Annotated in this window: 19 protein-coding genes; 10 read left to right on the top strand and 9 right to left on the bottom strand. The window is 61.5% G+C overall.

Annotation, left to right across the window (positions count from 1 at the left end; translation table 11 throughout):
* The first annotated feature begins 1,439 nt into the window (after positions 1-1,439).
* Together BT199_RS27650 and BT199_RS06350 are read left to right on the top strand one after the other, a co-directional pair.
* Positions 1,440-2,144: a methyl-accepting chemotaxis protein gene (locus BT199_RS27650; protein ID WP_370694795.1), complete on the top strand. Its 705-nt coding sequence runs from the start codon at positions 1,440-1,442 to the stop codon at positions 2,142-2,144.
* Between the two features lie 125 nt (positions 2,145-2,269).
* Positions 2,270-2,698 carry a hypothetical protein gene (locus BT199_RS06350; RefSeq protein WP_019816973.1) on the top strand — a complete coding sequence of 143 codons (429 nt, stop codon included), beginning with the start codon at positions 2,270-2,272 and terminating at the stop codon, positions 2,696-2,698.
* Here BT199_RS06350 and BT199_RS06355 read toward each other — a convergent pair.
* Together BT199_RS06355 and cra are read right to left on the bottom strand one after the other, a co-directional pair.
* Complete coding sequence (locus tag BT199_RS06355) at positions 2,645-3,421, bottom strand: TatD family hydrolase (protein WP_072434166.1); 777 nt, start codon at positions 3,419-3,421, stop codon at positions 2,645-2,647. The genes BT199_RS06350 and BT199_RS06355 overlap by 54 nt on opposite strands.
* 2 nt (positions 3,422-3,423) lie before the next feature.
* Positions 3,424-4,419: a catabolite repressor/activator gene (gene cra, locus BT199_RS06360; RefSeq protein WP_072434167.1), complete on the bottom strand. Its 996-nt coding sequence runs from the start codon at positions 4,417-4,419 to the stop codon at positions 3,424-3,426.
* A gap of 284 nt (positions 4,420-4,703) precedes the next feature.
* Here cra and ptsP point away from each other — a divergent pair, with 284 nt between their 5' ends.
* The 4 genes from ptsP to BT199_RS06380 all read left to right on the top strand — a co-directional run bounded on the left by ptsP (position 4,704) and on the right by BT199_RS06380 (position 11,936).
* Positions 4,704-7,562, top strand: a complete 2,859-nt coding sequence (gene ptsP, locus BT199_RS06365) for a phosphoenolpyruvate--protein phosphotransferase (protein ID WP_072434168.1) — start codon at positions 4,704-4,706, stop codon at positions 7,560-7,562.
* Positions 7,563-8,483: a 1-phosphofructokinase gene (gene pfkB, locus BT199_RS06370; protein WP_072434169.1), complete on the top strand. Its 921-nt coding sequence runs from the start codon at positions 7,563-7,565 to the stop codon at positions 8,481-8,483.
* A gap of 11 nt (positions 8,484-8,494) precedes the next feature.
* Entirely contained in the window at positions 8,495-10,204 is a 1,710-nt protein-coding gene (locus BT199_RS06375) for a PTS fructose-like transporter subunit IIB (RefSeq protein ID WP_014716885.1), read from the top strand.
* A 190-nt stretch (positions 10,205-10,394) separates the two neighbouring features.
* Positions 10,395-11,936, top strand: coding sequence for an alkaline phosphatase D family protein (locus BT199_RS06380; RefSeq protein WP_014716886.1), 1,542 nt, complete (start codon positions 10,395-10,397; stop codon positions 11,934-11,936).
* A 117-nt stretch (positions 11,937-12,053) separates the two neighbouring features.
* Here BT199_RS06380 and BT199_RS06385 read toward each other — a convergent pair whose 3' ends face one another.
* The gene (locus BT199_RS06385) at positions 12,054-14,579 is read right to left on the bottom strand and encodes a PepSY domain-containing protein (RefSeq protein ID WP_072434170.1); all 2,526 of its coding nucleotides are present in this window, start codon (positions 14,577-14,579) and stop codon (positions 12,054-12,056) included.
* A 136-nt stretch (positions 14,580-14,715) separates the two neighbouring features.
* Positions 14,716-17,019: a TonB-dependent receptor gene (locus tag BT199_RS06390; protein WP_038448891.1), complete on the bottom strand. Its 2,304-nt coding sequence runs from the start codon at positions 17,017-17,019 to the stop codon at positions 14,716-14,718.
* 205 nt (positions 17,020-17,224) lie between these two features.
* On the opposite strand from BT199_RS06390, the gene BT199_RS06395 reads away from it, so the two are divergent.
* Positions 17,225-17,905: a Fe2+-dependent dioxygenase gene (locus tag BT199_RS06395; RefSeq protein WP_003188464.1), complete on the top strand. Its 681-nt coding sequence runs from the start codon at positions 17,225-17,227 to the stop codon at positions 17,903-17,905.
* Positions 17,906-17,907: 2 nt separating this feature from the next.
* Positions 17,908-18,651, top strand: a complete 744-nt coding sequence (locus tag BT199_RS06400) for a tetratricopeptide repeat protein (RefSeq protein ID WP_032904005.1) — start codon at positions 17,908-17,910, stop codon at positions 18,649-18,651.
* A 122-nt stretch (positions 18,652-18,773) separates the two neighbouring features.
* Here BT199_RS06400 and BT199_RS06405 read toward each other — a convergent pair whose 3' ends face one another.
* From BT199_RS06405 to BT199_RS06425, 5 genes are all read right to left on the bottom strand, one after another.
* A complete protein-coding gene (locus BT199_RS06405) occupies positions 18,774-19,937 on the bottom strand; it encodes a type III PLP-dependent enzyme (protein ID WP_014716890.1) in 1,164 nt (387 codons plus the stop codon).
* Between the two features lie 444 nt (positions 19,938-20,381).
* Positions 20,382-21,539 (bottom strand): osmoprotectant ABC transporter ATP-binding protein OsmV, encoded by a 1,158-nt coding sequence (locus tag BT199_RS06410; protein WP_014716891.1) that lies wholly within the window; start codon positions 21,537-21,539, stop codon positions 20,382-20,384.
* Positions 21,536-22,189, bottom strand: a complete 654-nt coding sequence (locus BT199_RS06415; RefSeq protein WP_003188473.1) for an ABC transporter permease — start codon at positions 22,187-22,189, stop codon at positions 21,536-21,538. Before BT199_RS06415 ends, BT199_RS06410 begins: the two co-directional genes overlap by 4 nt.
* A 12-nt stretch (positions 22,190-22,201) precedes the next feature.
* Positions 22,202-23,095 (bottom strand): glycine betaine ABC transporter substrate-binding protein, encoded by an 894-nt coding sequence (locus BT199_RS06420; protein ID WP_072434171.1) that lies wholly within the window; start codon positions 23,093-23,095, stop codon positions 22,202-22,204.
* Between the two features lie 19 nt (positions 23,096-23,114).
* Entirely contained in the window at positions 23,115-23,831 is a 717-nt protein-coding gene (locus BT199_RS06425; protein ID WP_003188475.1) for an ABC transporter permease, read from the bottom strand.
* 331 nt (positions 23,832-24,162) lie between these two features.
* On the opposite strand from BT199_RS06425, the gene BT199_RS06430 reads away from it, so the two are divergent.
* Positions 24,163-25,746, top strand: a complete 1,584-nt coding sequence (locus BT199_RS06430; RefSeq protein WP_072434172.1) for a peptide chain release factor 3 — start codon at positions 24,163-24,165, stop codon at positions 25,744-25,746.
* A 279-nt stretch (positions 25,747-26,025) separates the two neighbouring features.
* Positions 26,026-26,286 (top strand): hypothetical protein, encoded by a 261-nt coding sequence (locus BT199_RS06435; protein ID WP_032904007.1) that lies wholly within the window; start codon positions 26,026-26,028, stop codon positions 26,284-26,286.
* Positions 26,287-26,290: the final 4 nt, after the last annotated feature.

Here is a 26,290-nt window from a genome sequence, read left to right on the forward strand (position 1 = left end):
ACCTTACGTTACAAAACTCCCTTTCGAATTGAGCTATACAGATAGAGCGCCAAATAGTGGCTATCTGCCGTCGCCCTGCGCCTCAATAAAAATAAAAGAAGGGGAGGTCACCTGTGAAGAGCTTGCTTTATCCCGCCGTCGCGCTGATGAACCGCCTGAGCTTCGGCATGAAGTTCAGCCTGATCAGCGTGCTGTTCCTGCTGCCGATGCTGGCGACCAACTATTACCTGGTGCGCGACTCGTGGCGCGAATACCAGGGCACCCGCGTCGAACTGCAAAGCCTTGACCTGCTCGGCAGCAGCCTGGCGTTGCGTCGGGAGTTGGAAACCCTCAACAACCAGGTACAGATCAACGCCACCCTCGGCCAGTCAGGCAAAGCGGCAGACCTGGAGGCCAGGATCAGCGCCTTGGAAGCCAGTGTAGTGGAGCGCTTGCAGGGCTTGCACGCGATCGCGACCCAGCCCGAGCACGTTGCCGTCTTCGACAGTAAGCGCGATGAGTTGATCGCTGCGTTCAAGGCTCAGCAACAGGAAACCTCGTTGCTCAACAAAGCAGCGTTGATCGGCAAGTTACTCAACCAGGCCCAGATGTTCAGCCAGATTATTGCCAGCCAGGCCGGCTTGAACCGTGATCCGCAAAGTGATCTGCGCCAGCTCAGCGACCTGGTCACCACCGTCACCCCTCAGGTCACCCAGGCCTTGGGTGAAGGCCGTGCGATGGGCGCGTACTCCCTGGGGCAGGGCTTTATCAATTCGTCCTCCAGTACCCGTTTTGACGAACTGCTGCAGCAGTTGGAAAAACTCCATGGTGAATATGGCCTGAAGCTGCAGGACGCGCTGGGCGCCAGCAAGGCCGCGCACGCCGCCCTCGAGGTGTCGGCGCAAGCCAGCCAGGCGAGCCTCAAGCAAGGCAGTGAGTTTTTCGAAGAGCAGGTGGTGATGGCCGAAACCCTCGACGCGCCTTGGCAGGGGTTTTATGACGGCGTCAGCCAACTAATGGCCAAGACCTATCAATTGGATGACGCCACCCTGGCGTTCCTCGGGCAGCAGTTGCAGCAGCGCCTGGCGCAGAACCGTCTGCACATGGTGTTGCTGGTCACGGCCCTGGCGACGGTGTTTGCGCTGATTTTCTATCTCTATGCCGGTTTCTTTGTTTCCACTCGCACCACCTTGCGCCGCCTGGGGGCGATGATGGACAAAGTGGCGGCGGGCGATATGACCGTCACTTTCGTTGCGCAAAGCCGTGACGAATTGGGCGACCTGGGCCAGGTGTTCAATGGCACCGTGGCCAAGATTCATGACCTGATCGAGCGCGTTGGGCATACGGTCAGCCAGGTGGAGTTGCAGGCCGGCCAGGTGCAGGCGGTGTCGGCACAGAGTAACCAGGCGGTGTCCGGCCAGCGCAGCCAGATCGAACAAGTAGCGACGGCGATGAACCAGATGTCCGCCACCGCCCAAGAGGTGGCGCGCAGCGCGGCGGCGGCGGTCAGCAGTGCCCAGAGCGTCAATGATGAAACGGTCAGCGGGCGTGCGCTGGTGCAATCCCAGCAAGGCGGCATCGCACGCCTGGCGGCGGAGATCGACGATTCGGTGCGGGTGATCAACCAGCTGGCAGCCGACAGCCAGTCCATCAGCAGCGTTTTGGAAGTGATCAAGAGCATTGCCGAGCAGACCAACCTGCTGGCGCTCAACGCGGCCATCGAAGCCGCGCGCGCCGGTGACCAAGGGCGCGGGTTTGCGGTGGTGGCCGACGAGGTGCGCACTCTGGCTCGGCGCACCCAGCACTCTACCGAGGAAATCGAGCAGATGATCAGCCGCTTGCACAGCGGCGTCGGCGCGGCGGTGAAGGCTATGGGCAGCAGCCATGAGATGGCCAATGGCACGGTGGGGCAGTCGGAAAAAGTCCAGCAAGCCCTGGAAAATATCCTGGGAGCGGTAGGGATGATCGTCGACCAGAACCAGCAGATCGCCGCCGCCGTGGAACAGCAAACGGCGGTCGCCCACGACATCGACCAGAACATTGTCGAAATCAACCGTGCTGGCGAGCATGCAGCGCAAGGCGCCCAGCACACGGAAGCGGCCAGTCGGCAGTTGGCAATCCAGGTGGTTGAGTTGAAGCAATTGATTGGTGCGTTTCGGGTGTAGGGAGGTTCTGAAGGATGTAGCTACCGACCCTGTGGCCGATGTCTTGATTTGCCTGGGCGTGTTTTATCGCGGCGTGAATAGGTGAAAATTTATTTCATCCGTCACGGTCACGAGGAGACACGACGATGGCCGCTGCAATCGGTATCAAAGGGCATTGCGCCCAGTGCGACATGACGTTTGAACTCAAGCCTTGGCAACTGAATGCCATTGCCATTGATGTGCCTTTTGACTGTACGTATTGCCACTCGGGGTTGCAGTTGGGGTGCGCCAAGCAGTTGCGGCAGTTCAGGGCCCTGGACCAATGGGCGCTGGTGCGGCCGAGCATGATCATGCTGACATGCGCGACCTTGCTGGTGGCCTTGTTCGCTGAATGGTTGGGGCTGCTCAGTGTGATCGGGCAACTGAACGTTTCGCTGGTCGCCGTGCTGATCCATTTGCTGGTGGTGCGCTATGCCCGGCATCGACAGACAATGATCTTGAAGTTGCAGGTGATCAGTCCGCTACCAGTTGAACAGCTCGCACGCATTGCGTGTGCTCGTCTCAGCGAGCGATAGAGGGCTGATACCCATGCGCTCGGCCAGGGCCGTGCAGATATCTGGCAGATGCTGCGGGCTATTGCGCTGGTTGGGGTACATGGCCGGAGCCATATCCGGCGCATCGGTTTCCAGCACCACGGCGTCGAGTGGCAACTGCGCCAGTACCCGGTGCATGCGCAGCGCCTGGGGCCAGGTGGCAGCGCCACCCAGGCCCAGTTTGAACCCCAGCTTGATGTACTCGCGCGCCTCTTCAGCGCTGCCAGCGAACGCGTGGATGATGCCGCCTCTGGGCACGCGGATGCGCTTGAGGGTGGCAATCACGGCGGCGTGGCTGCGGCGAACGTGGAGCAAGGCCGGCAGTTGGAAATCCACCGCGAGTTTCAGTTGGGCTTCAAATAACTGTTGCTGGCGCTGGTGGTCCAACTGTTCGAGAAAGTAATCCAGGCCAATTTCGCCCACGGCGCACAGTTGCCGGTGGCCATGCAGGCGCGTCAACCAGTCGCCCAGCTCCAGCAGGTCGGCGGGGCGATGCTCATCGAGATACACCGGGTGCAAGCCGAAGGCGGCGAACAAGCCTTCGTCCTGTTGCACCAAGTCCCACAGCCGCTGCCAATTTTTCTGGTACACCCCCAGCACCACCAGGCGCCGCACGCCGAGTTCACGGCTGTGGGCAAGGATGTGCGAGCGATCCTGGTCGAAGTCCTCGAAGTCCAGGTGCGTGTGGGTGTCGATCAGCTCCACGCTCAGGCCTCGTGGATACGCTGCTTGAAGGTCCGGCCAATCGCATGCACGCCGGGTTGGTACTGTTCTTCTTCAATGGCGGCCAGGGCCAGGCGCAGGGCGGTCTCGGCAATCAATTGATGTTGCTGGGCCATGGCGTTGACCGGCAGCGGGAGGAAATCCAGCAACTGGGTATCGCCGAAGGTGCCCAGGCGCAGGGGACGTGACTTGAGGGGGAAGTCATGCAGCGCATCAAACACGCCTTGCAGCAGTACGTAGGAGGTGGTTACCAGCGCGTCCGGCAAATGGCCCAGGCGTTGCAGCAGTTGCTCCATCAGCTCTCGGCCGCAGTCACGACTGAAGGCTTCGCCCTGTTCGATAATCTCTTCGCCCGTAAAGCCTTGCAGCGCATCACGGAAACCGGCGGTACGTGCCTGGCTGATGCTCAGCTCGGGCCGCGCGCCAATCAGTGCGATCTGCTTGGGCAACGGTTGCAGCAGGCTGCTGGTGAGTTGCCTGCAGGCCTGGTGGTCGTCGCTGACCACGGAGCAGAACTGGTTCGGCTCCATCTCCCGGTCGATGGCAATCACCGGCAGCCCCTTGGCCTGCAGCTCGCGATAGCTGTCATCGCTGGCTGGCAGGCAACTGGCGACGAACAACGCATCGCAACGCCGCGCCCGGAACAGTTGCAGCAGTTGGCGTTCGCTGTCCGCTTCATCATCGGAGCTGGCGATCAGCAACTGATAGCCCCGCGCCCGTGCCCCTTGTTCCAGCAGTTTGGCGATGCGTGCGTAGCTGGGGTTTTCCAGGTCTGGCAGGATGAACCCCAAGGTTCGCGTATGCCGACTGCGCAGCCCGGCGGCTTGAGGGTTGGGGGTAAAGCCATGGGCTTGGACCACGGCACGCACACGCTCAACGGTTGCGTTGCTGATGCGCTGCTGTTCGGCCTTGCCGTTGATGACATAGCTGGCGGTGGTAACGGACACACCGGCCAGACGTGCGATATCACTGAGTTTCAAACCGGGATTTCCTTGTTTTTTGGCGCTCGCCCCGACATTTTGTCCAATCGTAACCGATTCCAGCATTCGACCAATGTCCCACAGCAAGCGCCGAGTGGCCCTTCAAGCTTGCGCAATTAACGCGTAATCTGCCATAAATTCTAGATTAAACGTTTCAGCAAGCGTATTTTTACGATGTTCGCCACTGAGTGACCACTGCCAATTGACCGCTCAGTCAGTTAATTTCGAACTTATTTACCTACAACAATACCTAGTGCGCCCGTCGCACTAACTAGGAGAACGGCATGCTTGAGCTCACTGTAGAGCAGATATCCATGGGCCAGGTGGCTGTGGATAAATCTGCTGCCTTGCACCTGCTCGCTGACAAACTGGTGGCCGATGGCCTGGTTGCCGAAGGTTATCTCAGTGGCCTGCAAGCCCGTGAAGCCCAAGGCTCGACCTTTCTCGGCCAAGGCATCGCTATACCCCACGGCACGCCAGAAACCCGCGACCAGGTGTTTTCCACTGGTGTGCGCCTGCTGCAGTTCCCCGAAGGGGTGGACTGGGGCGATGGCCAGATCGTTTACCTGGCGATTGGCATCGCGGCTAAATCCGATGAACACCTGCGCCTGTTGCAACTGCTCACCCGTGCCCTCGGCGAAACCGACCTGGGCCAGGCGTTGCGCCGTGCCGGCAGCGCCGAAGCGCTGTTGAAACTGTTGCAAGGCGCGCCCCAGGAACTGGCGTTGGATGCGCAGATGATCAGCCTGGGCGTGTCGGCCGATGATTTTGAAGAGTTGGTGTGGCGCGGTGCGCGCCTGCTGCGCCAGGCCGACTGCGTGAGCAATGGCTTTGCAGCTGTATTGCAGCAGGTCGACGCGCTGCCCCTGGGCGATGGCCTGTGGTGGTTGCACAGCGAGCAGACGGTCAAGCGTCCGGGCCTGGCCTTTGTGACGCCGGACAAACCCATGCGTTACCTCGGCCAGCCCCTGCACGGCCTGTTCTGCCTGGCGAGCCTCGGTGAAGCGCACCAGACCCTGCTTGAACGCCTGTGTGCCTTGCTCATTGAAGGGCGCGGCCAGGAGTTGGGGCGCGCCACCAGCAGCCGCGCGGTGCTGGAAGTGCTGGGCGGTGAACTGCCGCCGGACTGGCCCAGCGCCCGTATTACCCTGGCCAACGCCCACGGCCTGCACGCGCGCCCGGCCAAGATCCTGGCGCAATTGGCGAAAAGTTTTGATGGCGATATCCGCGTGCGCATCGTCGATGGCGCGGTGGGCGCCGTGTCGGTCAAAAGCCTGAGCAAGTTGCTCAGCCTCGGCGCACGTCGTGGTCAGGTGCTGGAGTTCGTGGCCGAGCCGACGGTGGCCGGCGATGCACTGCCCGCCCTCTTGGCCGCCGTGCAAGAGGGCCTTGGCGAAGAGGTCGAGCCCTTGCCCACCGTGAGCGCACAGCCCGCACAGGTCGATATCGAACCGGTGCTCAGCGCGCCACTGAGCGGTAGCCAACTCCAGGCCATTGCCGCCGCACCGGGTATCGCCATCGGCCCGGCCCATATCCAGGTGCCGCAGGTGTTCGATTACCCGTTGCGCGGTGAGTCCGCCGCCGCCGAACGCCAGCGTCTGCACACGGCCTTGAGCGAGGTGCGCACGGATATCCAGGGCTTGATCGAGCGTAGCCAGGCCAAGGCCATCCGCGAGATTTTCATCACGCACCAGGAAATGCTCGACGACCCGGAACTCACCGACGAAGTCGACACCCGCCTCAAGCAAGGCGAAAGCGCCGAAGCCGCCTGGATGAGCGTGATCGAAGCCGCCGCCAAACAGCAGGAAGCCTTGCAGGATGCCTTGCTGGCCGAGCGTGCTGCCGACTTGCGCGACATCGGCCGCCGCGTGCTGGCCCAGTTGTGCGGCGTCCAAAGCGTGCAGGAACCGAGCGAGCCCTACATCCTGGTGATGGAAGAAGTCGGCCCTTCGGACGTGGCGCGCCTGGACCCGGCCCGCGTTGCCGGCATTCTCACCGCCCGGGGCGGCGCCACCGCTCACAGCGCCATTGTCGCCCGCGCCCTGGGCATTCCGGCCTTGGTCGGCGCTGGCGCTGCGGTGTTACTGCTCAACGCGGGCACGCCGCTGTTGCTCGATGGCCAGCGCGGCCGCCTGCATGTGGACCCCGACGCCGCCACCCTGCAACGGGCCACCGTGGAGCGCGACAGCCGCGAGCAGCGCTTGCAAGCCGCTTCGGCCCAACGCCATGAACCGGCGCTGACCCGCGACGGACACGCCGTGGAAGTGTTCGCCAACATTGGCGAAAGCGCCGGGGTGGCCAGTGCCGTGGAGCAGGGCGCCGAAGGCATTGGCCTGCTGCGCACCGAACTGATTTTCATGGCCCACCCCCAGGCGCCGGACGAGGCCACCCAGGAGGCCGAATACCGTCGCGTACTCGACGGCCTCAATGGTCGCCCGTTGGTGGTGCGCACCCTGGATGTGGGCGGCGACAAGCCTTTGCCCTATTGGCCGATCGCCGCAGAGGAAAACCCCTTCCTGGGTGTGCGCGGTATTCGCCTGACGTTGCAACGCCCGCAGATCATGGAAGCGCAACTGCGGGCGCTGCTGCGTGCTGCGGATAACCGCCCGCTGCGCATCATGTTCCCCATGGTCGGCAGCGTGGATGAGTGGCGCGCCGCCCGGGACATGACCGAGCGCCTGCGCCTGGAGATCCCGGTGGCGGACCTGCAACTGGGGATCATGATCGAAGTGCCCTCAGCCGCGTTGCTGGCGCCGGTCCTCGCCAAGGAAGTCGACTTCTTCAGCGTCGGTACCAACGACCTGACCCAGTACACCCTGGCCATCGACCGCGGCCACCCGACCCTGTCGGCCCAGGCCGATGGCTTGCATCCGGCAGTCCTGCAACTGATCGACATCACCGTGCGCGCCGCCCATGCCCACGGCAAATGGGTAGGCGTGTGCGGCGAGTTGGCGGCGGACCCGCTGGCGGTGCCGGTGCTGGTCGGCCTGGGCGTGGATGAGTTGAGCGTGTCGGCCCGCAGCATTCCTGAAGTGAAGGCGCGGGTGCGTGAATTCAGTCTGAGCGAGGCCCAGGGCCTGGCGCAACAAGCACTGGCGGTGGGTTCGCCCGCCGAAGTGCGTGCCCTAGTGGAGGCCGTGTAGATGGCAAATATTCTGACCCTGACGCTGAACCCGGCGTTGGACCTCACGGTACGTCTGGCGCACCTGCAACCCGGTGAGGTCAATCGCAGTGAAGCGATGCTCACCCACGCGGCCGGCAAAGGCGTGAATGTGGCGCAAGTGCTGGCGGACCTGGGCCATTACGTCAGCGTGGGCGGGTTCCTCGGCAGTGCCAACCCCCAGGCTTTCAATGCGCTGATCAAGCGTCGTGGGTTTGGCGATGCCTTCATCCGGGTTCCCGGCGAAACCCGGAGCAATATCAAGATTGCCGAACAGGATGGGCGTGTCACCGACATCAATGCACCGGGGCCGCTGGTGACTGAAGAGGCGCTAAAAGCGCTGCTCAAGATGGTCGCGATCATTGGCCCGGAGTTCGATGCGGTCGTGGTGGCCGGTAGCTTGCCGCGCGGCGTCAGCCCGCAGTGGTTTAAAGGTTTGCTGGAGGCGTTGAAAGACCTCGGGTTGAAAGTCGCCCTGGACACCAGCGGCGAAGCGCTGCGCCTGGGGTTGGAGGTTGGCCCGTGGCTGGTCAAACCCAATACCGAAGAGTTGGCCGAGGCCTTGGGTAACGCCACCGATGCCATCAGCCGCCTGCATCAGCAAGGCGTCGAACATGTGGTGGTCTCCGACGGGGCCGCAGGTGTGACCTGGTACCGCCCGGGTGCGGCGCTGCATGCCACGCCGCCCAAGGTGGCAGTGGCCAGTACCGTGGGTGCCGGCGACTCGCTGCTGGCCGGGATGCTCCACGGTTTGCTCAGTGGCGACACGCCGGAGCACACCCTGCGCCGGGCCACGGCGATTGCCGCGATGGCGGTGACACAGATCGGTTTTGGCATCAGCGATGACGCCCAGTTGGCGCATCTCGAAAGCGGCGTCGAAGTACGCACGCTGACAGAACAATAAGAGGGTTTGTGATGAAGTTAGCCATTGTTACCGCCTGCCCGAACGGCATGGTCACCAGTGTGCTGTGCGCCCGCTTGTTGGACGCCGCCGCCCAGCGCATGGGCTTGCACACCAGTGTTGAAGTCGTCGATGTGCAGCGTCCGGAGCGCCAGTTGTCCCAGGCGACGATTGATGATGCCGAGTGGGTGCTGCTGGTCAGCAGTACCCCGGTGGATATGCAGCGGTTTGTCGGCAAGCGTGTGTTCCAGAGCACGCCGGCCCAGGCGTTGGCGGATGTCGAAGGCGTACTGCGCCGGGGCGCCGAAGAAGCCCAGGTGTATGTCGCCGACGCCGCCCCGGTGGCGGCCAAGGCTGCGCCGCGTATCGTCGCGATTACCGCGTGCCCCACCGGTGTGGCCCACACGTTCATGGCCGCCGAAGCCTTGCAGCAGACTGCTCAGCGCCTGGGTTATGACCTGCAGGTCGAGACCCAGGGCTCGGTGGGCGCTCGCACGCCGTTAAGCCCGCAAGCGATTGCCGATGCCGATGTGGTGTTGCTCGCGGCGGATATCGAAGTGGCCACCGAGCGTTTCGCCGGCAAGAAGATTTACCGCTGTGGCACCGGCATTGCCCTCAAGCAATCCGAAGCCATCCTCAACAAAGCCCTGGCCGAAGGCGCGGTGGAAAGCGCGGCCGGCGGTGCACCGGCCAAGGCGGAGAAAACCGGCGTCTACAAACACCTGCTCACCGGCGTGTCGTATATGTTGCCGATGGTGGTGGCGGGGGGCTTGCTGATCGCCTTGTCGTTTGTCTTCGGCATCCATGCTTTCGAGCAGCCCGGCACCTTGGCGGCGGCGCTCAAATCCGTGGGTGACCAGGCGTTCCTGTTGATGGTGCCGCTGCTGGCGGGCTACATCGCCTACTCGATTGCCGACCGTCCTGGCCTTGCGCCCGGCATGATCGGCGGGCTGCTGGCGGGGACGCTGGGGGCTGGGTTTATCGGCGGCATCCTGGCCGGTTTCGTCGCCGGATATTGCGTCAAGCTGATCAGCCGCACGGTGCAACTGCCTCAGAGCCTGGAAGCGCTCAAGCCGATCCTGATCATCCCGTTATTGGCGAGCCTGTTTACCGGCTTGGTGATGATCTACCTGGTGGGCCCACCGGTCGCCCGCTTGCTCACGGGCCTGACGGATTTCCTCAGCACCATGGGCACCACCAACGCGGTGCTGCTGGGCATTCTGCTCGGCGGCATGATGTGTGTGGATTTGGGCGGGCCGATCAACAAGGCGGCGTATGCGTTTTCGGTTGGCCTGCTGGCCGCGTCGAGCGGCGCGCCGATGGCCGCGACCATGGCCGCCGGCATGGTGCCGCCGATTGGCATGGGCATCGCCACGTTGCTGGCCCGGCGCAAGTTCGCCCAGACCGAGCGCGAGGCCGGCAAGGCGGCGATGATCCTGGGGCTGTGCTTTATCTCTGAAGGCGCGATTCCCTTCGCCGCCAAAGACCCGCTGCGCGTCATTCCGGCCAGCATCGCCGGTGGCGCGTTGACCGGTGCGCTGTCGATGTACTTCGGCTGCAAACTTGCCGCGCCCCATGGCGGGTTGTTTGTGCTGGTGATTCCGAATGCGATGAACCATGCGTTGTTGTACTTGTTGGCGATTGTGGCGGGCAGTGTGTTGACCGGTTTGGTGTATGCCGTGCTCAAGCGACCGGAAGCGGCTGAACTGGCCGTGACTGCCTGACACTGGCAGAAAATGTGGGAGCTGGCTTGCCTGCGATAGCCTCGACGGGGTTTGCCTGATACACCGAGGTGTTTGCATCGCAGGCAAGCCAGCTCCCACAGGTGAACTCGACCGTTCTGCTAATCGGTGTCACATCCGCTTCATCCCATCATGCTTTAGTGGCCCTTTTGATACTCAAGAGGGCACCTGCATGAGCCACTTCGATCTCGGTCGCCGCCGTGTGATGCAAGCCGTGGGCGCTGGCCTGTTGTTGCCGGGCCTGGCGCCGGCGGTGATCGCTTCGGTGAAGGACCGACCCCAACTCACTGACGGCGTGCAATCGGGCGACCTGCAGGGCGATCGCGCAATGATCTGGAGCCGCAGTGACCGCCCGGCGAAGATGGTGGTGGAGTGGGATACCCGCAGCGTGTTCAGCAACCCGCGCCGATTCGTCTCGCCCCTGGCCGACAGCCGCACCGACTTTACCGCCCGTGTCGAGCTCACCGGGCTGCCGGTCGACCAGGCGATTTTCTACCGCGTGCATTTCGAAGACGCCCAGACCGGCATTGCCAGTGAACCCTGGTTCGGCCACTTGCGTAGCGTGCCGCAACAGCGGCGTGACATCCGTTTTGTGTGGAGCGGCGACACTGTCGGCCAAGGCTTCGGCATCAACCCCGACATCGGTGGCATGCGCATCTATGAAGCCATGCGCCTGCGCCTGCCGGACTTTTTTATCCACAGCGGCGACACCATCTATGCCGACGGCCCGGTCCCCGCGCAGCTCACCACTGAAGGCGGGCGCATCTGGCGCAACATTACCACTGAAGCCAAAAGCAAAGTCGCGGAAACCCTCGATGAATATCGCGGTAATTACCGCTACAACCTGCTGGATGAAAACGTGCGCCGCTTCAATGCCGAGGTACCGCAGATCTGGCAGTGGGACGATCACGAGGTGATCAACAACTGGTCATCGAGCAAGCAGTTGGATGAGCGTTACCAGACCCGCGACATCAATACCTTGGTGGGCCGTGCCCGCCAGGCCTGGCTGGAATATTCACCCATGCGCCGACAGAGCGCCGACGGTGGCGGGCGCATTTATCGCAAGCTCAGTTATGGGCCGCTGCTGGATGTGTTTGTGTTGGATATGCGCAGCTATCGTGGGCCGAATGATGACAACCTGGGCGCGGAAAAGCCCTTCCTCGGGCGGGAACAGTTGGACTGGCTCAAACGCGGGCTCAAGGCCTCGCAAGCGCAGTGGAAGGTGGTCGCCGCCGACATGCCCATCGGTCTGGGCGTGCCCGACGGTGAAGTCAGCCCCGGCGTGGCGCGTTGGGAAGCGATCGCCAATGGCGACCCTGGCCCGGCGCAAGGGCGTGAGCTGGAGATCGCCGAACTGCTGGGGTTCCTGCATGAGCATAAGGTGCGCAACCACGTGTGGCTGACGGCCGATGTGCATTACTGTGCAGCGCATCACTATCACCCTGACCGTGCGACGTTCCAGGATTTCGAGCCGTTCTGGGAGTTTGTGGCAGGGCCGTTGAATGCTGGGAGTTTCGGGCCCAACCCACTGGATAAAACCTTTGGCCCGCACGTGGTGTTCCAGAAGGCGCCACCGGCGCAGAATACCTCGCCGTTTGCGGGCTTTCAGTTTTTTGGTGAAGTGCAGATAGATGGGCAGACGGCGGAGTTGACGGTGATGCTACGGGACTTGGACGGGGTTTCCGTGTTCGAGCAAAAACTGCAACCGGCCTGATCGTTCCCACGCTCTGCGTGGGAACGCATCCTGTGACGCTCCGCGTCACGCCGTCAAGAGCGGACGCGGAGCGTCCAGGGGCGGCATTCCCACGCGGAGCGTGGGAACGATCAAATATCAATAAACATCCCTGCGATAGCGACCCTGTTCGATCAGGCGCTCCAGCGCCTCATTGCCCAAGATGTCTTTCAGTGCCTGATCCACCCCCGTCGCCATCCCCTGCAAGCTGCCACACACATAAATCGCCGCGCCATCCGCCAGCCATTTGCGCAGCACATCCGCTGACTCGCGCAGGCGATCCTGTACGTAGACCTTCTCCTCTTGATCACGGGAAAATGCCAGGTCCAGCAGGGCCAGGTCTCCACTGGCGAGCCAGCCTTGCAGTTCGTCCTGGCACAGGTAGTCGTGGGCGATATTGCGCTCGCCGAACAGCAGCCAGTTTCGCTGCTGGCCGTCGGCAATGCGTGCTTTGAGCAAGCTGCGCAGGCCCGCAAGCCCGGTGCCGTTGCCCAGCAGAATCAGTGGCACAGGCGCGTCGGGCAAATGGAAGCCGCTGTTGCGCCGCAGGCGCAGGCTGATGGCCGAGCCGAGGGCGGCGTGTTCAGTCAGCCAGCCGGAGCCAAGCCCCAGGCTGCCGTCGGGGTGGCGTTCCTGGCGCACGATCAACTCCAGCACGCCGTCGCTGGCAATCGAGGCGATGGAGTATTCGCGCATGCCCAGTGGGACCAGCGCGTCCACCAACGCCTGGGCGTGCAGGCCGACCAGGTGCGTGCGGTTGTCCGGCAGTTGGCGCGTGGCCAGGGCCTGATCAAGGGTGTGGGCCACGCCGTCGATCGCCACACCGTCGCTGCCGACCAAGCCCAGGCCGGCCAGGAAGTGTTCGATGGCCCAGGGGCAATTGCGCGGCAGGACTTCCACCAGGTCGCCGGCCAGCCAGCTGTGTGCAGACGTGGATGTGAGGCCCAGCAGGTAGACGGGCGAGCCGACACTGTCGGGGTTGAGCAGGGTGCGTTGGCTCAGGGTCCAGTTTTCGTACTGGGCCGTCGGCCAGGCCGCTGCCGGCGCATGCCCGGTGAGCTGGCCCAGTTGCTGTTGCCAGGTGTGCAGGGCCACTGCGTCGCCGCTGTCGACTTCCACCGGGGCAAACAGCGGGGTACCGCCCTGGTTGGTCAGCCAGAAATGCAGGCGCCGGGCAAAGCCGCAAAAATGTTCGTACTGCCGGTCACCCAGGGCCAGCACCGAGTAGTTCAAGCCTGTGAGGGGCAGCGAATGGCCGAGCACGCTGCGCTCGAAACCTCGGGCGCTGTCGGGGGCTTCGCCGTCGCCAAAGGTACTGACCACAAACAGCGCGTTCTGTGATTGGCTGAGGTCGTCGCGGCTGACACTGCCCAGGGGCTGCACCTTCACCGCCAGGCCCGCAGCCTGCAGTTGCCCGGCCGTTTGCCAGGCCAGTTGTTCGGCAAAGCCGCTCTGGCTGGCGAAGCCGATCAGCCAGGCCGGGGCATTGCTGTGGTTATCTGTCAAACCTTTGCGGGCATCGCGGACCTGGCGCTTTTTGCGGCGTCGGTCGAGGTACAGCAGCCAGCCCGTGATGAAAAACAGCGGCATAAGCAGTGAGCTGACGGTGAGGACGATGCGCCCGACCAGGCCGAAATAGCTGCCGGTGTGCAGCGCATACACACTGGTCAGCAACTGCGCCTTGAGGCTTTTGCTGGCGTAGCGCTCGTGGGATTTGACCTCGCCGGTGGCCGGGTCCAGGTTGATCTGGTTCAGCGCACGGTCATGGGGCGATGAAGTGAGCAGGTAATACACGGTGGCCGGTTGCCCGGCGACCGCGGGCATCCGAATGTTGTAGGCGCTCAAGTCGGGGCCGGCGTTGCTGTAGATGCTGCTCCAGATTGCGTCATAGTTGGCCACCGGAGCCGGGCCTGCGGGAGCCGGGCCGCGCTTACGCATGCGCTCGTTCTGCGGCGCGTCGGACAGCAGTTTGGTCACGCCACGGTTGTACCAGTCGTAGGACCAATACAGCCCGGTCAGCGCCGCCAAAAGATAAAACAGCAGGCACCAGGTGCCGAATACCGAGTGCAGGTCCCAATTGAAGCTGCGGCCCTTTTTGCGCCAGTCCAGGGTCAGCCAGACGCGCCAGCTTTTCACCTGGCGCGGCCAGCGCAGGTACAGGCCGGAGAGGCAGAAAAACAGCAGGATCAGAGTGCAGGCGCCGGTGATATTGCGCCCGGTATCGCCGATGGCGAGGAAGCGGTGCAATTGCAGGATAAAACCGAACAGGTCCTGGCCGACCGCGTCGCCCATGTAGTCGCCGGTGTACGGGTCAAAGTAGCGCATCTGGCCACGGCGCTCGCCCGGTGGCGGGGTGAAGGACACACGGCCGGCGTTGCCGCTGTCGCTTTCCACCCACAACATCGCCACGCTCTTGCCTTCGGTGGCCTCCAGCTTGCGCACCAGTTCGGCAGGCGGCAGCACACCGGCTTCGCGTTTCTGTACGCTCAAAACCGTGGGGTTGAGGGCCCGCAGGATTTCATCCTGGAACGAGTACGCAGCCCCGGTGATCCCCATCAAGGCCAGCACCAGCCCGGCAGTGATGCCGAAGAACCAGTGCAACTGGAACAGGGTTTTCTTCAACACGTCGGGCCGCCTCGCTTATCTGGATATCGATGTCACGGCGCGCATTATGCCGTGGGTTATCGAGAAAAATTCTGTTTTACACACAAAAGCCCCACGCATCCGATGCGTGGGGCCTTGGGTCGAGCATTGACTGCGTTTAGAAGTGGAAGCTGGTAGTCAACAGAGCGGTACGACCGGCCGCCTGGTTGGCGAAGTGCGCCGAGTAGGCCTTATCGTAATACGTCTTGTCGGTGAGGTTTTGTACGTTCAATTGCAAGTCGACGTTTTTGGTCAGCTTGTAGCTGGCCATGGCGTCGTAGCGGGTGTAGGACGGCACGTACACGGTGTTGCCTGCATCGCCGTAAACCTCATCGACGTAGAACGCGCCGCCGCCGACGGTCAGCTTGGGGGTGATGTCGTAGGTGGTCCACAGGCTGAAGGAGTTCTTCGGCGTGTTGGGCATCTGGTTGCCTTTGTTGGAACCGGCACTCACCACGTTTTGACGGTTGCCGATTCTGCCAGGATCTACCAGCTCGCTTTTCAGATAGCTGTAACCAGCGAACACTTGCCATTGATCAGTGATTTTTCCGCTGGCAGACAGCTCCAAGCCATCGACTCGGGATTCACCGCCGTTTTCGAAGGTGTTGGAACTCACCAGAATTCGTGTGTTTTTCTTCTCAGTGCGGAACACGGCAGCAGTTAGGGACAAGCGATCATGAAACAGATCCCACTTAGTGCCGAGTTCGTAGTTGACTGTTTCTTCGGGTTCCAGGTCGCTGGTGTTAATGCCGGTGACGAAACCATTGGGTTCCTGACCTTCACCTACTAAGCCGCCAACTGGCGAAGCTGAGGTAGCGTAGGAGGTATAGATGCTGCCGTTTTCCGTGGGTTTCCACACAAGCCCGGCCTGCCAGTTGAAAAATTGGCTGTCGTCCTTGAGCTTGGTACGTCCTGTAGCGGCATTGGTATTGGCTTGAGTGTCGAAAGTGTCGTAGCGCAGGCCGACATTGAGCAGCCATTTAGGATCAAGTTCGATGGTGTCGAATACATAGGCAGCGCGACTGGTGGCTTTGGTGTTGGTGCCGTTGTAGTTGCGCGCAACGTTGCCGTTCCAGGCATCATCCGGATTCGGGTTGCCGAGAGACGTACAATTGCCGCCGCTGCTGCCGACTACGCTAGGCGTGCAGCCATTGGGTATTGGGTTACTGTTTGGAGTGACCGTGTAGCCACTTACGCGGGTTTCTTCGCCCGTGAACTCCAAACCAGTGGAGTAGGAATGCTTCATCCCCGCCAATTGGAAATTACCAAACAGATCGGTCTGGTTAGTGGTCGTCGTAGTGGTGGACACGCGACTGTTAGCCCGACGCCACACGGTGCCGAACTGGTTGACGTTGTGCTGGCTGTCATCAGGCTGCGTCAATACGTAATCCTGGCCGGTGCTGCCATGACGCAGGGTGTTTTTCAGCGTCATGTTGTCGTTCAGGTCGTGCTCGATGGAGACCGTGCTGATGTCGGCGCGTGTTTTGCGGAAGTCGCGGCTTTTTAAGCCGTAAAAGTTGCTGCTATCGCCGCCATCGGTAGGTTTGTCATGAACGTGCACGGCATTCTTGGCTGTGCTGCCATAGCCATACGGAATCCCCGAATCCGGCAGGTCGTCACTTTCCATGTGGTAATAGCTGAGGTTGACGCGGGTCGGCGTGCCCAGGCCAAACGTCAGCGACGGTGCCACGCCCCAACGGTCGTAGTTCACCGCGTCGCGGCCAGCCACGTTTTGTTCATGGCTCATCAGGTTCAGGCGGAATGCCGCGCTGTCGTCCAGGAACTGGCGGTTCACGTCGAGCACGTAGCGGCGGGTCTGGTCGGAGCCATAGGTAAAGCCGCCGTTGGTGAAGTCCCGCGCTTGTGGGGTCTTGCTCACCAGGTTGAGGCTGCCACCGGCCGAGCCACGGCCGCCGAACGAAGAGTTCGGGCCTTTGCTGACTTCGATGGACTCGATGTCGAAGATCTCGCGGCTCTGGCCGCCGGTATCGCGTACGCCATCGAGGTAGGTATCGCCCTGGGCATCAAAACCACGGATGAACGGACGGTCGCCCTGAGGGTTGCCACCTTCACCGGCACCGAAGGTGATACCCGGTACGGTGCGCAAGGCGTCCTGCAACGAGGTGGCGGCGGTGTCCTTGAGGACTTGTTGCGGCACCACAGTGACCGAACGCGGCGTGTCCACCAGCGGCGCGGTGTACTTCTGCGACGAGGCTTTTTCCACCTGGTAGGAGGTGTTGTCCTGCTCCTGGCCGGTGATGTTGGTGGCGCCGAGGGAGATAGGGTTGCGCTCGCCTTTTGGCTCGGTATTTTCAGCCGCCTGCGCCAGGTGGGCGGCGGAGCCGGCACTCAGGGCAACGCCAATGGCGGAGGCCAGCATGCGTGGTGAACTGGCCGGTATTTTTAGAATAGTGCGCGACATGACGTGTCCCTTCCCCAAGGTTGTGAGGCCGCGGAATATAGGGCCAACAAGACTTTGTATCAATTGCGAGATATTGCTATTCGCATCGAATTTACATTCTTTACACTTTTTTGTTACGGATTTTGCGCTCTCGTTCGTCCCCGTGTTTTACAGGGAGGATAAGAATCAATACCATTGGCGCCTCTCTGATCGCAGGTATTGCCTCATGTTGCTGCACATTCCCGGCCTGTTCTCTCGCGAGGAGGTGCTGCGCATTCGCCAAGCCCTGGAAGAGACCGAATGGGCTGACGGCAAAATCACCGCCGGGCACCAGTCGGCCAAGGCCAAGCACAACCTGCAATTACCCGAAGGCCACCCCCTGGCCAAGGAAATCGGCGCGGCGATGCTGGAACGGTTGTGGAGCAACCCGCTGTTCATGTCGGCCGCGCTGCCGCATAAAGTCTTCCCGCCACTGCTCAACTGCTACACCGCTGGCGGCAGTTTCGACTTTCATATCGACAACGCGGTGCGCCAACCCAAAGGCAGCCATGAGCGCGTGCGCACCGACCTTTCGTCCACGTTGTTCTTCAGCGATCCCGACGACTACGACGGTGGGGAACTGGAGATCCAGGACACGTTCGGCCTGCAGCGGGTCAAGCTACCCGCCGGCGACATGGTGCTGTACCCCGGCTCCAGCCTGCACAAAGTCAACGCGGTGACCCGTGGCGCGCGTTATGCCTCGTTCTTCTGGACCCAAAGCCTGGTGCGCGAAGACAGCCAGCGCACCTTGCTGTTTGAAATGGACGGCGCGATCCAGCAACTGACCCGCGACGTGCCCGACCACCCTGCGCTGATCCAGCTCACCGGCACCTACCACAACCTGTTGCGCCGCTGGGTCGAGGTCTGAGCATGGGCTTTTTATTGCGCCGCGAAGAAGTGCTCAATGTCGAACAATTGCAGAGCATGCTCGATGACTCCCCGGTGCGCGCCGCTCAGGCCATTCTGATCGCGGCCAAGGCAGGCGTGGTCGATGCCCAGGCCCTGCTCGGGCAAATTCTGCTGGAAGGGCGCGGCATCGCACGCGATGAAGCATTGGCGCTGCGCTGGTTCCAGATTGCCGCGCAGGGCGGGCACCTGATGGCGCGCAATATGATCGGGCGTTGCCGCGAGCATGGCTGGGGCTGCGCTGTCGATGAAGCCGCCGCAGCACGGGAATATCGTCTGGCGGCACACGCCGGGTTGGATTGGGGGCAATACAACTACGCCAACCTCTTGGCTACCGGCCGTGGCGTTGTTGAAGACCAGGCGCAAGCACTGGCGCTGTATCGCCAGGCTGCCGAACAGGGCCATGCCAAGTCGATGAACCTGCTCGGGCGTTACCTGGAAGACGGGCAGCATTGCCCCAAGGATGTTGAGGCGGCCGTTGAGTGGTACCGCCGCTCAGCCGAGGCAGGTGATTTTCGTGGGCAGTTTAGCCATGCGGCGGTGCTGGCAGACAGCGGCCAGGTCGACGCGGCGCTGGAGTGGTTGCACAAGGCGCTGGCAGGCGGGAATCTCAAGTTTCTGCAAACGGCACACAAGGCGCTGGCACGGGCGGATGACCCGCGAATTCGCGCCATGGCCGAGTTGTACCAGCAACGAGCTACGAGCTGATCGTTCCCACGCTCCGCGTGGGAATGCCGCCCTGGACGCTCCGCGTCCGCACTTGAGCGCGTAACGCAGAGCGTCACAGGAGGCGTTCCCACGCAGAGCGTGGGAACGATCGGGGGGGGGGGTTAAACGTAGAAGGATTTCAGCGGCGGGAACCCATTGAACTCCACCGCGCTGTAGCTGGTGGTGTAGGCACCGGTCGACAACCAGTACAGACGATCACCAATGGCCAGGTTCAACGGCAGGCCGTACTTGTAGTTTTCGTACATGATATCGGCGCTGTCGCAGGTCGGGCCGGCGATGACCACTTCTTCCATCTCGCCTTTCTTCTCGGTCCAGATCGGGAACTTGATGGCTTCGTCCATGGTTTCGATCAGGCCGGAGAACTTGCCCACATCCGTGTACACCCAGCGCTCCACGGCGGTACGGGACTTGCGCGCCACCAGCACCACTTCGCTGACCAGGATGCCGGCGTTGGCGATCAGCGAACGGCCAGGCTCCAGGATGATTTCCGGCAGGTCGTCACCGAAGTCTTCTTTAAGGAAACGGATGATTTCTTCGGCGTAGGTTTCCAGGCTGTTGGTGCGGGTGATGTAGTTGGCCGGGAAGCCGCCGCCCATGTTGATCAGCTTCAGGTGGATGCCGTCTTCTTCTTTGAGGCGTTCGAAGATCACCTTGACCTTGGCGATGGCTGCGTCCCACACGCTGATGTCGCGCTGTTGCGAGCCGACGTGGAACGAGATGCCGTAAGGCACCAGGCCCAGGTCGCGGGCGAGGATCAGCAGGTCCATGGCCATGTCGGTCTGGCAGCCGAATTTACGCGACAACGGCCAGTCAGCAGTGGTCGAGCCTTCGGTGAGGATACGCACATACACTTTCGAACCCGGCGCGGCCTTGGCGATGTTGCGAAGGTCGGCTTCGGAGTCGGTGGAGAACAGACGCACGCCCTTCTCATAGAAGTAGCGGATGTCCTTGGATTTCTTGATGGTGTTGCCGTAGCTGATACGGTCGGCGCTGACGCCGCGGTCCATGACCTTGTCCAGCTCATAGATCGAGGCGATGTCGAAGCTCGAACCCTTGTCTTTCAACAGGTCGATGATCTCAACGGCCGGGTTGGCCTTGACGGCGTAATACACCTTGGCGAATTCGAAACCGGCGCGCAGGTCGTCGTAGGCCTGGCTGATCATCGCGGTGTCGATCACCACGAACGGGGTTTCTTGCTTGTCGGCGAACGCCTTCATTTTGTCAAAAGTGGCGCGCGCGAAATAATCTTCGACGTTGATCGACATGCTGGGAACTCCTAAGGGCAAACTAATTTGATCAATGGGTGCAAATGAACGTCCTCCGTATCCCCACTTTGGTTCGCCTACTTCCCAAGGCATGTCGCCGAAAGCAAAAAGGCCATGGGGTAAGCTGCCCTTGGCCTTGCTGTCTCGTCGTCAGTACTTGAGCCGGATGGATCGTTTCCAGCATGGACGTTCGGCGCGAACTTTAGGGCTTGGCGGGCGTGGGATCAACTAAAAATGTCGCGTTTTTGCACGCGTTCGTCGCGCGGCCGCGTGCAGCTACTTATGTAACCGACCGGTGTGACGGATTGATGTTCCCCGGATGGGGCCAATCAGATGGATTTGCGGTGTATTCATCGCAGGCAAGCCAGCTCCCACATTTGAACTGCATTCTTATGCTGGAATGCATTCCCCTGTGGGAGCTGGCTTGCCTGCGATAGCGATCTATCAAGCCAAAGCAGTTTCGGCAGGCGAGACAATGCTGGTCTTGCCGCCACGGGATTTACCGGAACTCAGGTACTCGGCAATCGACTCCTGGGTCACTTCACCCAAGAACACGCGCTCGGCATCCATCACCGGCAACCACGAACGGTTGAACTCGTACATGCGCGACAGCAGGATGCGTAAATGCTCGTCGTACGCCGCCGTGGCATTGAACTCGCGCAGGTACTGGCCGCAGGTGCCGGCCTGGCGGTGCAGGTCGCGACGGCGTACGTAGCCCAGCGCCTTGTTCTCCGAACAGGTGACCACCACATAGCGGCGGTCGTGCTCGTCCATCAATTCCAGCGCATCGGCCACGGGTGTTTCCGGGCTCACCGACGGGGCGTTGTCCGCCGCGTCTTCGGCTTTTACCAGCAGCAGGCGCTTGAGGGTGCTGTCCTGGCCCACGAAATTGCTGACGAACTCGTCGGCCGGGTGCGCCAGCAGCGTGTCCGGGTGGTCGATCTGCAGCAGCTTGCCGGCGCGGAAGATGGCGATCTTGTCACCCAGCTTGATGGCTTCGTCGATGTCATGGCTGACCATGATCACGGTCTTGTTCAGCGCGCGCTGCATCTCGAAGAATTCGTTCTGGATCATCTCGCGGTTGATCGGGTCGACCGCGCCGAACGGCTCGTCCATCAGCAGCAGCGGCGCATCCGCCGCCAGGGCGCGGATCACTCCGATGCGCTGTTGCTGCCCACCCGACAATTCACGCGGGTAGCGATGCAGGTACTGCTTGGGCTCCAGCTTGATCATGCTCATCAATTCGCGGGCGCGGTCGTGGCATTTTTGCTTGTCCCAGCCGAGCAGCTTGGGCACCACCACGATGTTCTCTTCGATGGTCATGTTGGGGAACAGGCCGATCTGCTGGATCACGTAGCCGATGTTGCGACGCAGGGTCACCTCGTCGAGGTCGGTGGTGTCTTCGCCGTTGATCAGGATCTTGCCCGAGGAGGGCTTGATCAGGCGGTTGATCATCTTCAGCGTGGTGCTCTTGCCGCAGCCCGAGGGCCCCAGGAATACGCAAATTTCGCCTTCGTTGACGGTCAGGCTTACATCGTTGACGGCGGTGACGGTCTTGCCGTTGCTTTGAAAAGTCTTGGACAGGTTTTGAAGTTCGATCATTTGAGCAATCCTTTTGGAGTCAGCGAGCGTTGCAGCCATTGCAGAAGCAGGTCGGCGAAGATGGCCAGGAGACTGACCAGCACGGCGCCGACGATCAGCATCGACATGTCGCTGCGGCTGATGGAAGCCAGAATAAGTACACCCAGGCCACCGGCACCGATGGTGGCGGCGATGGTCATCACACCGATATTCATCACCACGGCGGTGCGCACGCCAGCGAGAATCACTGGCACCGCAATCGGCAGTTCGACCATGCGCAGGCGCTGGCCGAAGGTCATGCCAATGCCGCGTGCGGCTTCGCGAATGCCTGGCTCAACGCCGGTGAGGGCCAGGTAGGTGTTACGCATGATTGGCAGCAGGGAGTAAAGGAACACGGCGGTGATCGCCGGCATTGGCCCCAGGCCCTGGCCGAACTTGGAGTAGAACGGCAGCAGCAGGCCGAACAGTGCGATGGATGGCACGGTCAGCAACACTGTGGCGCTGGCTTGCAACGGGCCGGCCAGGGTCGGGAAGCGCGTCATCAGAATGCCCAGGGGCACGCCGATAAAGATCGCGAGGATCACGGCGATGCCGACTAGGGTGATGTGCTGCCAGGTCAGGTGCAGGACCTGGGCCCAATCAAGATGGGAAAAGGCGTTCAAAAATTCCATGTCTTCTCCTTTTTAGTTGATTGGATGTTGGCGCAGGAAATCGGCGGCAACGGCGGACGGGCTTTCATGGTCGACGTCGACCCGTGCATTGAGCTGACGCATGGTTTCATCGTCGAACAGGTTGGCCAAAGGCTTGAGTTCGGCGGCCAGTTGCGGGTGTTTGTCGAGGTATTCCTGGCGGATCACCGGGGCTGCGGTGTAATCCGGGAAGTAGTGCTTGTCGTCTTCGAGCAGCTTCAACTTAAAGGCGTTGAGGCGCCCGTCGGTTGTGTAGACCAGTCCGGCAAACACCTGGCCATTACGCAGGGCGGTGTAGACCAGGCCCGCGTCCATTTGCCGGGTGTTCTCGCGTGTCAGGTTCATGTCGTACAGCTTGACCATGCCGGCCAGGCCATCGGAGCGGTTGGCGAACTCGGTATCCAGGGCGACCAGACGGTGCTCTTTGGTGTTCTCGGCCATGGCGTTGGTGAGGTCGCTGATGCTGTTGATCTCGGGATGTTCCTGGGCGACCTTCTCCGGCAGCGCCAGCGCATAGGTGTTGCTAAAGCGCGACGGCGATAGCCAGACCAGGCCTTTTTTCCCATCGAGTTCTTTGACCCGAGCGTAGGACTGTTCGCTGTCGAGTTTCTCGTCGATATGGTTGTAGGCCACCAGCGACACGCCGGTGTATTCCCATATCAGGTCCAGTTGCCCGCTTTCCTGGGCACTGCGCGCCAGGTTGCTGCCCAGGCCGCCGGTCACGCGGGCGTCGTAGCCCTTGGTGCGCAGGTATTGGGAAGTGATTTCGGCGAGCAGGGTCTGCTCGGTGAACACCCGGGCGCCGATGCGGATCACGGGTTTTTCGGCGGCTTGCGCAATACCTGCAAGCAGCAGGACGCAGCCTAATATCAAGCTCAGTTTTTTCATGTGAATTCCTTTACCGGGCTTAAGACGGGCGTAACCCGCGTTCCAGCCAGAGGCGGCTGGCCATGGTCACCAGGCCATCAAGCAGCAATGCCAGCAGCGCGGTGCAGGCGGCGCCGAGCAACAGTTGCGGCTGGTTGTTCAGGGCGATGCCAGGGAAAATCAGGCTGCCCAGGCTGTTGGCGCCAATCAGGAACGCCAGCGGTGCGGTACCGACGTTGATCGCCAGGGCCACGCGCACACCGCCGATGATGATCGGCACGGCGTTGGGCAGCTCCACGCGAAACAGCACCTGGCGCGGGGTCATGCCGATGCCGGTGGCGGCTTCCTTGAGGGAGCCCTGAACGTTTTTCAGGCCTTCGTAGGTGTTACGCACGATGGGCAGGAGCGAGGCGAGGAACAGCGCGAAGATGGCCGGGCCGCTGCCGATGCCGAGGACGCCGAGGGCGATGGCCAGTACGGCCAGGGGAGGGACGGTGTTGCCGATGTTGAAGATCTGCATGAAACGTTCTGCGCGCCCGACCATGTTGGGTCGGCTGAGCAGGATACCGGCGGGGATGCCCACAATCAGGGCCGCCAGCATGGAGACTAAAACCAGAATCAGATGAGCTTGCAGGTAAAACAACAAATCGTCGCGGTACAGTTCGATCGTGTTGATGCCGATCCAGTGGACCAGCAGGGCCAGGAGAGCGACGACAACCACTGCTCCTATCAGCCCTTTGCCATAGCGAATAGCCACAGGCGGACTCCTTTTTTTCTTTTGTCGGCGAACACATTTCCGAGCGGCAATGCCATTCCTGGCTGCCTCTGATGAGTTCGCGAAAAGCAGCTCGCCGATACTGGCAATGCAGTATGCGATCGAGCCATAAGCGCAGCCTCGTCAGGCTAACTTGCTGATTTTTCAGCCCCTGTTCCGAGTGCGGTAGCAGGGGAGTGGACGTCTCGACCTTTTAAAAGGTTCCACACTTGGGCGCATTTAGCCACCCCCAATGGGCTCAACGGTGGTCCGTACCCTCGCGTTTGCGCTATACTCGCCGCCCTTTTTTGACTCACCTGCCAGGCGATTTCCCATGACCCACCAGGCCGCCGAAGTCGCGAAACGCCGCACTTTCGCCATTATTTCCCACCCCGATGCCGGTAAGACCACCATCACCGAAAAGCTGTTGCTGATGGGCAGGGCGATCGCGGTGGCCGGCACGGTGAAATCGCGCAAATCCGACCGCCATGCCACCTCCGACTGGATGGAAATGGAAAAACAACGGGGTATTTCCATTACCACGTCGGTCATGCAGTTCCCGTATCGCGAGCACATGATCAACCTGCTCGACACCCCGGGGCACGAAGACTTCTCCGAAGATACCTACCGCACCCTCACCGCGGTGGACTCGGCGCTGATGGTCCTCGACGGCGGTAAAGGCGTCGAACCGCGTACCATCGCGTTGATGGACGTGTGCCGTCTGCGTGACACGCCGATTGTCAGTTTCATCAACAAACTCGACCGCGATATCCGCGACCCCATCGAGTTGCTGGATGAAATCGAAGCCGTCTTGAAGATCAAAGCCGCGCCGATCACCTGGCCGATTGGTTGCTACCGCGACTTCAAGGGCGTGTACCACCTGGCCGACGACTACATCATTGTCTACACCGCCGGCCACGGCCATGAACGCACCGAAACCAAGATCATCGAGAAGCTCGACTCCGACGAAGCCCGTGCCCACCTGGGCGACGAGTACGATCGTTTCGTCGACCAGCTGGAACTGGTGCAGGGCGCCTGCCATGAGTTCAACCAGCAGGAATTCCTCGACGGCCAACTGACGCCGGTGTTCTTCGGTACCGCGCTGGGCAACTTCGGTGTCGACCACGTGCTCGACGCCGTCGTGGACTGGGCGCCAAAACCCCTGGCCCGCGTTGCCAACGAGCGCACCGTGGAACCGGTGGAAGAGAAATTCACCGGCTTCGTGTTCAAGATCCAGGCGAACATGGACCCGAAACACCGCGACCGTATCGCCTTTATGCGCATCTGCTCCGGCAAGTACGAAAAAGGCATGAAGATGCGCCACGTGCGCACCGGCAAGGACGTACGCATCGGCGACGCCCTGACGTTCTTCTCCTCCGAGCGTGAACAGCTGGAAGAGGCGTTTGCCGGCGACATCATCGGCCTGCACAACCACGGCACCATCCAGATCGGCGACACCTTTACCGAAGGCGAAGCCCTGGGCTTCACCGGCATTCCGCATTTCGCCCCGGAACTGTTCCGCCGCGTGCGCCTGCGTGACCCGCTCAAGTCCAAGCAACTGCGCCAAGGCTTGCAGCAATTGGCCGAAGAGGGCGCCACCCAGGTGTTCTTCCCCGAGCGCAGCAACGACATCATCCTCGGCGCGGTGGGTGTGCTGCAGTTCGACGTGGTCGCCAGCCGCTTGAAAGAGGAATACAAGGTGGAGTGCTCCTACGAGCCGATCACCGTGTATTCGGCGCGCTGGATTGATTGCAGCGATAAGAAGAAGTTGGAAGAGTTCTCCAACAAGGCCGTGGAAAACCTGGCAATCGACGGCGGTGGTCACCTGACCTACCTGGCGCCGACCCGCGTCAACCTGGCGCTGATGGAAGAGCGTTGGCCGGATGTGAAATTCCGCGCGACCCGCGAACACCACTAAGGTTTGAGCGGTAGAGAGAAGGGCGAAGCTGTGATGGCTTCGCCCTTTTTTATGGTTGCCCGAAGGCTAAGTGTGGGAGCGGGCTTGCTCGCGAAGGCGGTGGATCAGCCGACGCATCTGTTGAATGACGCCCCGCATTCGCGAGCAAGCCCGCTCCCACAGTTAATCTCGATTTAACCAGAAATTGGCGCAAACCCTTGATCAGAACTAGTTTCAAAGACTGGCGATGGTAATGGGTCTGTCGCGTGGGCTATACCTACTGACTGGACGGAATCGATCATGAGTATTTTTCAACGAATAGTGCTGTTGATGAAAGTGCTGGTGCTGTTGTCGTTGGGGATGTCGACGGCCTGGGCGCATAACCCGGTGCCGAGCGCAGCGGTGGTGACCAGTGGTCAGGCATCGCACTTGCAGTTGGCCAAGTCCGAAGCCGAACCAGGCGATCAGGGCCAGGGCGGCAGCGAGGGTGATGATGACTCTACTACCGACGAGCCCGACAGCGACGACGCAGACGCAGACGAAGGCGATAGCCAAACGTAGGCTC

Source organism: Pseudomonas sp. NFR02 (assembly GCF_900119375.1).
Lineage (GTDB): Bacteria > Pseudomonadota > Gammaproteobacteria > Pseudomonadales > Pseudomonadaceae > Aquipseudomonas > Aquipseudomonas paracarnis.

Bases quoted from the DNA above. Each gene is read 5' to 3' on its own strand.
- BT199_RS27650 (WP_370694795.1), top strand. From the start codon at position 1,440: ATGTCCGCCACCGCCCAAGAGGTGGCGCGCAGCGCGGCGGCGGCGGTC.
- BT199_RS06350 (WP_019816973.1), top strand. From the start codon at position 2,270: ATGGCCGCTGCAATCGGTATCAAAGGGCATTGCGCCCAGTGCGACATG.
- ptsP (WP_072434168.1), top strand. From the start codon at position 4,704: ATGCTTGAGCTCACTGTAGAGCAGATATCCATGGGCCAGGTGGCTGTG.
- pfkB (WP_072434169.1), top strand. From the start codon at position 7,563: ATGGCAAATATTCTGACCCTGACGCTGAACCCGGCGTTGGACCTCACG.
- BT199_RS06375 (WP_014716885.1), top strand. From the start codon at position 8,495: ATGAAGTTAGCCATTGTTACCGCCTGCCCGAACGGCATGGTCACCAGT.
- BT199_RS06380 (WP_014716886.1), top strand. From the start codon at position 10,395: ATGAGCCACTTCGATCTCGGTCGCCGCCGTGTGATGCAAGCCGTGGGC.
- BT199_RS06390 (WP_038448891.1), bottom strand. From the start codon at position 17,019: ATGTCGCGCACTATTCTAAAAATACCGGCCAGTTCACCACGCATGCTG.
- BT199_RS06395 (WP_003188464.1), top strand. From the start codon at position 17,225: ATGTTGCTGCACATTCCCGGCCTGTTCTCTCGCGAGGAGGTGCTGCGC.
- BT199_RS06400 (WP_032904005.1), top strand. From the start codon at position 17,908: ATGGGCTTTTTATTGCGCCGCGAAGAAGTGCTCAATGTCGAACAATTG.
- BT199_RS06405 (WP_014716890.1), bottom strand. From the start codon at position 19,937: ATGTCGATCAACGTCGAAGATTATTTCGCGCGCGCCACTTTTGACAAA.
- BT199_RS06410 (WP_014716891.1), bottom strand. From the start codon at position 21,539: ATGATCGAACTTCAAAACCTGTCCAAGACTTTTCAAAGCAACGGCAAG.
- BT199_RS06415 (WP_003188473.1), bottom strand. From the start codon at position 22,189: ATGGAATTTTTGAACGCCTTTTCCCATCTTGATTGGGCCCAGGTCCTG.
- BT199_RS06420 (WP_072434171.1), bottom strand. From the start codon at position 23,095: ATGAAAAAACTGAGCTTGATATTAGGCTGCGTCCTGCTGCTTGCAGGT.
- BT199_RS06430 (WP_072434172.1), top strand. From the start codon at position 24,163: ATGACCCACCAGGCCGCCGAAGTCGCGAAACGCCGCACTTTCGCCATT.
- BT199_RS06435 (WP_032904007.1), top strand. From the start codon at position 26,026: ATGAGTATTTTTCAACGAATAGTGCTGTTGATGAAAGTGCTGGTGCTG.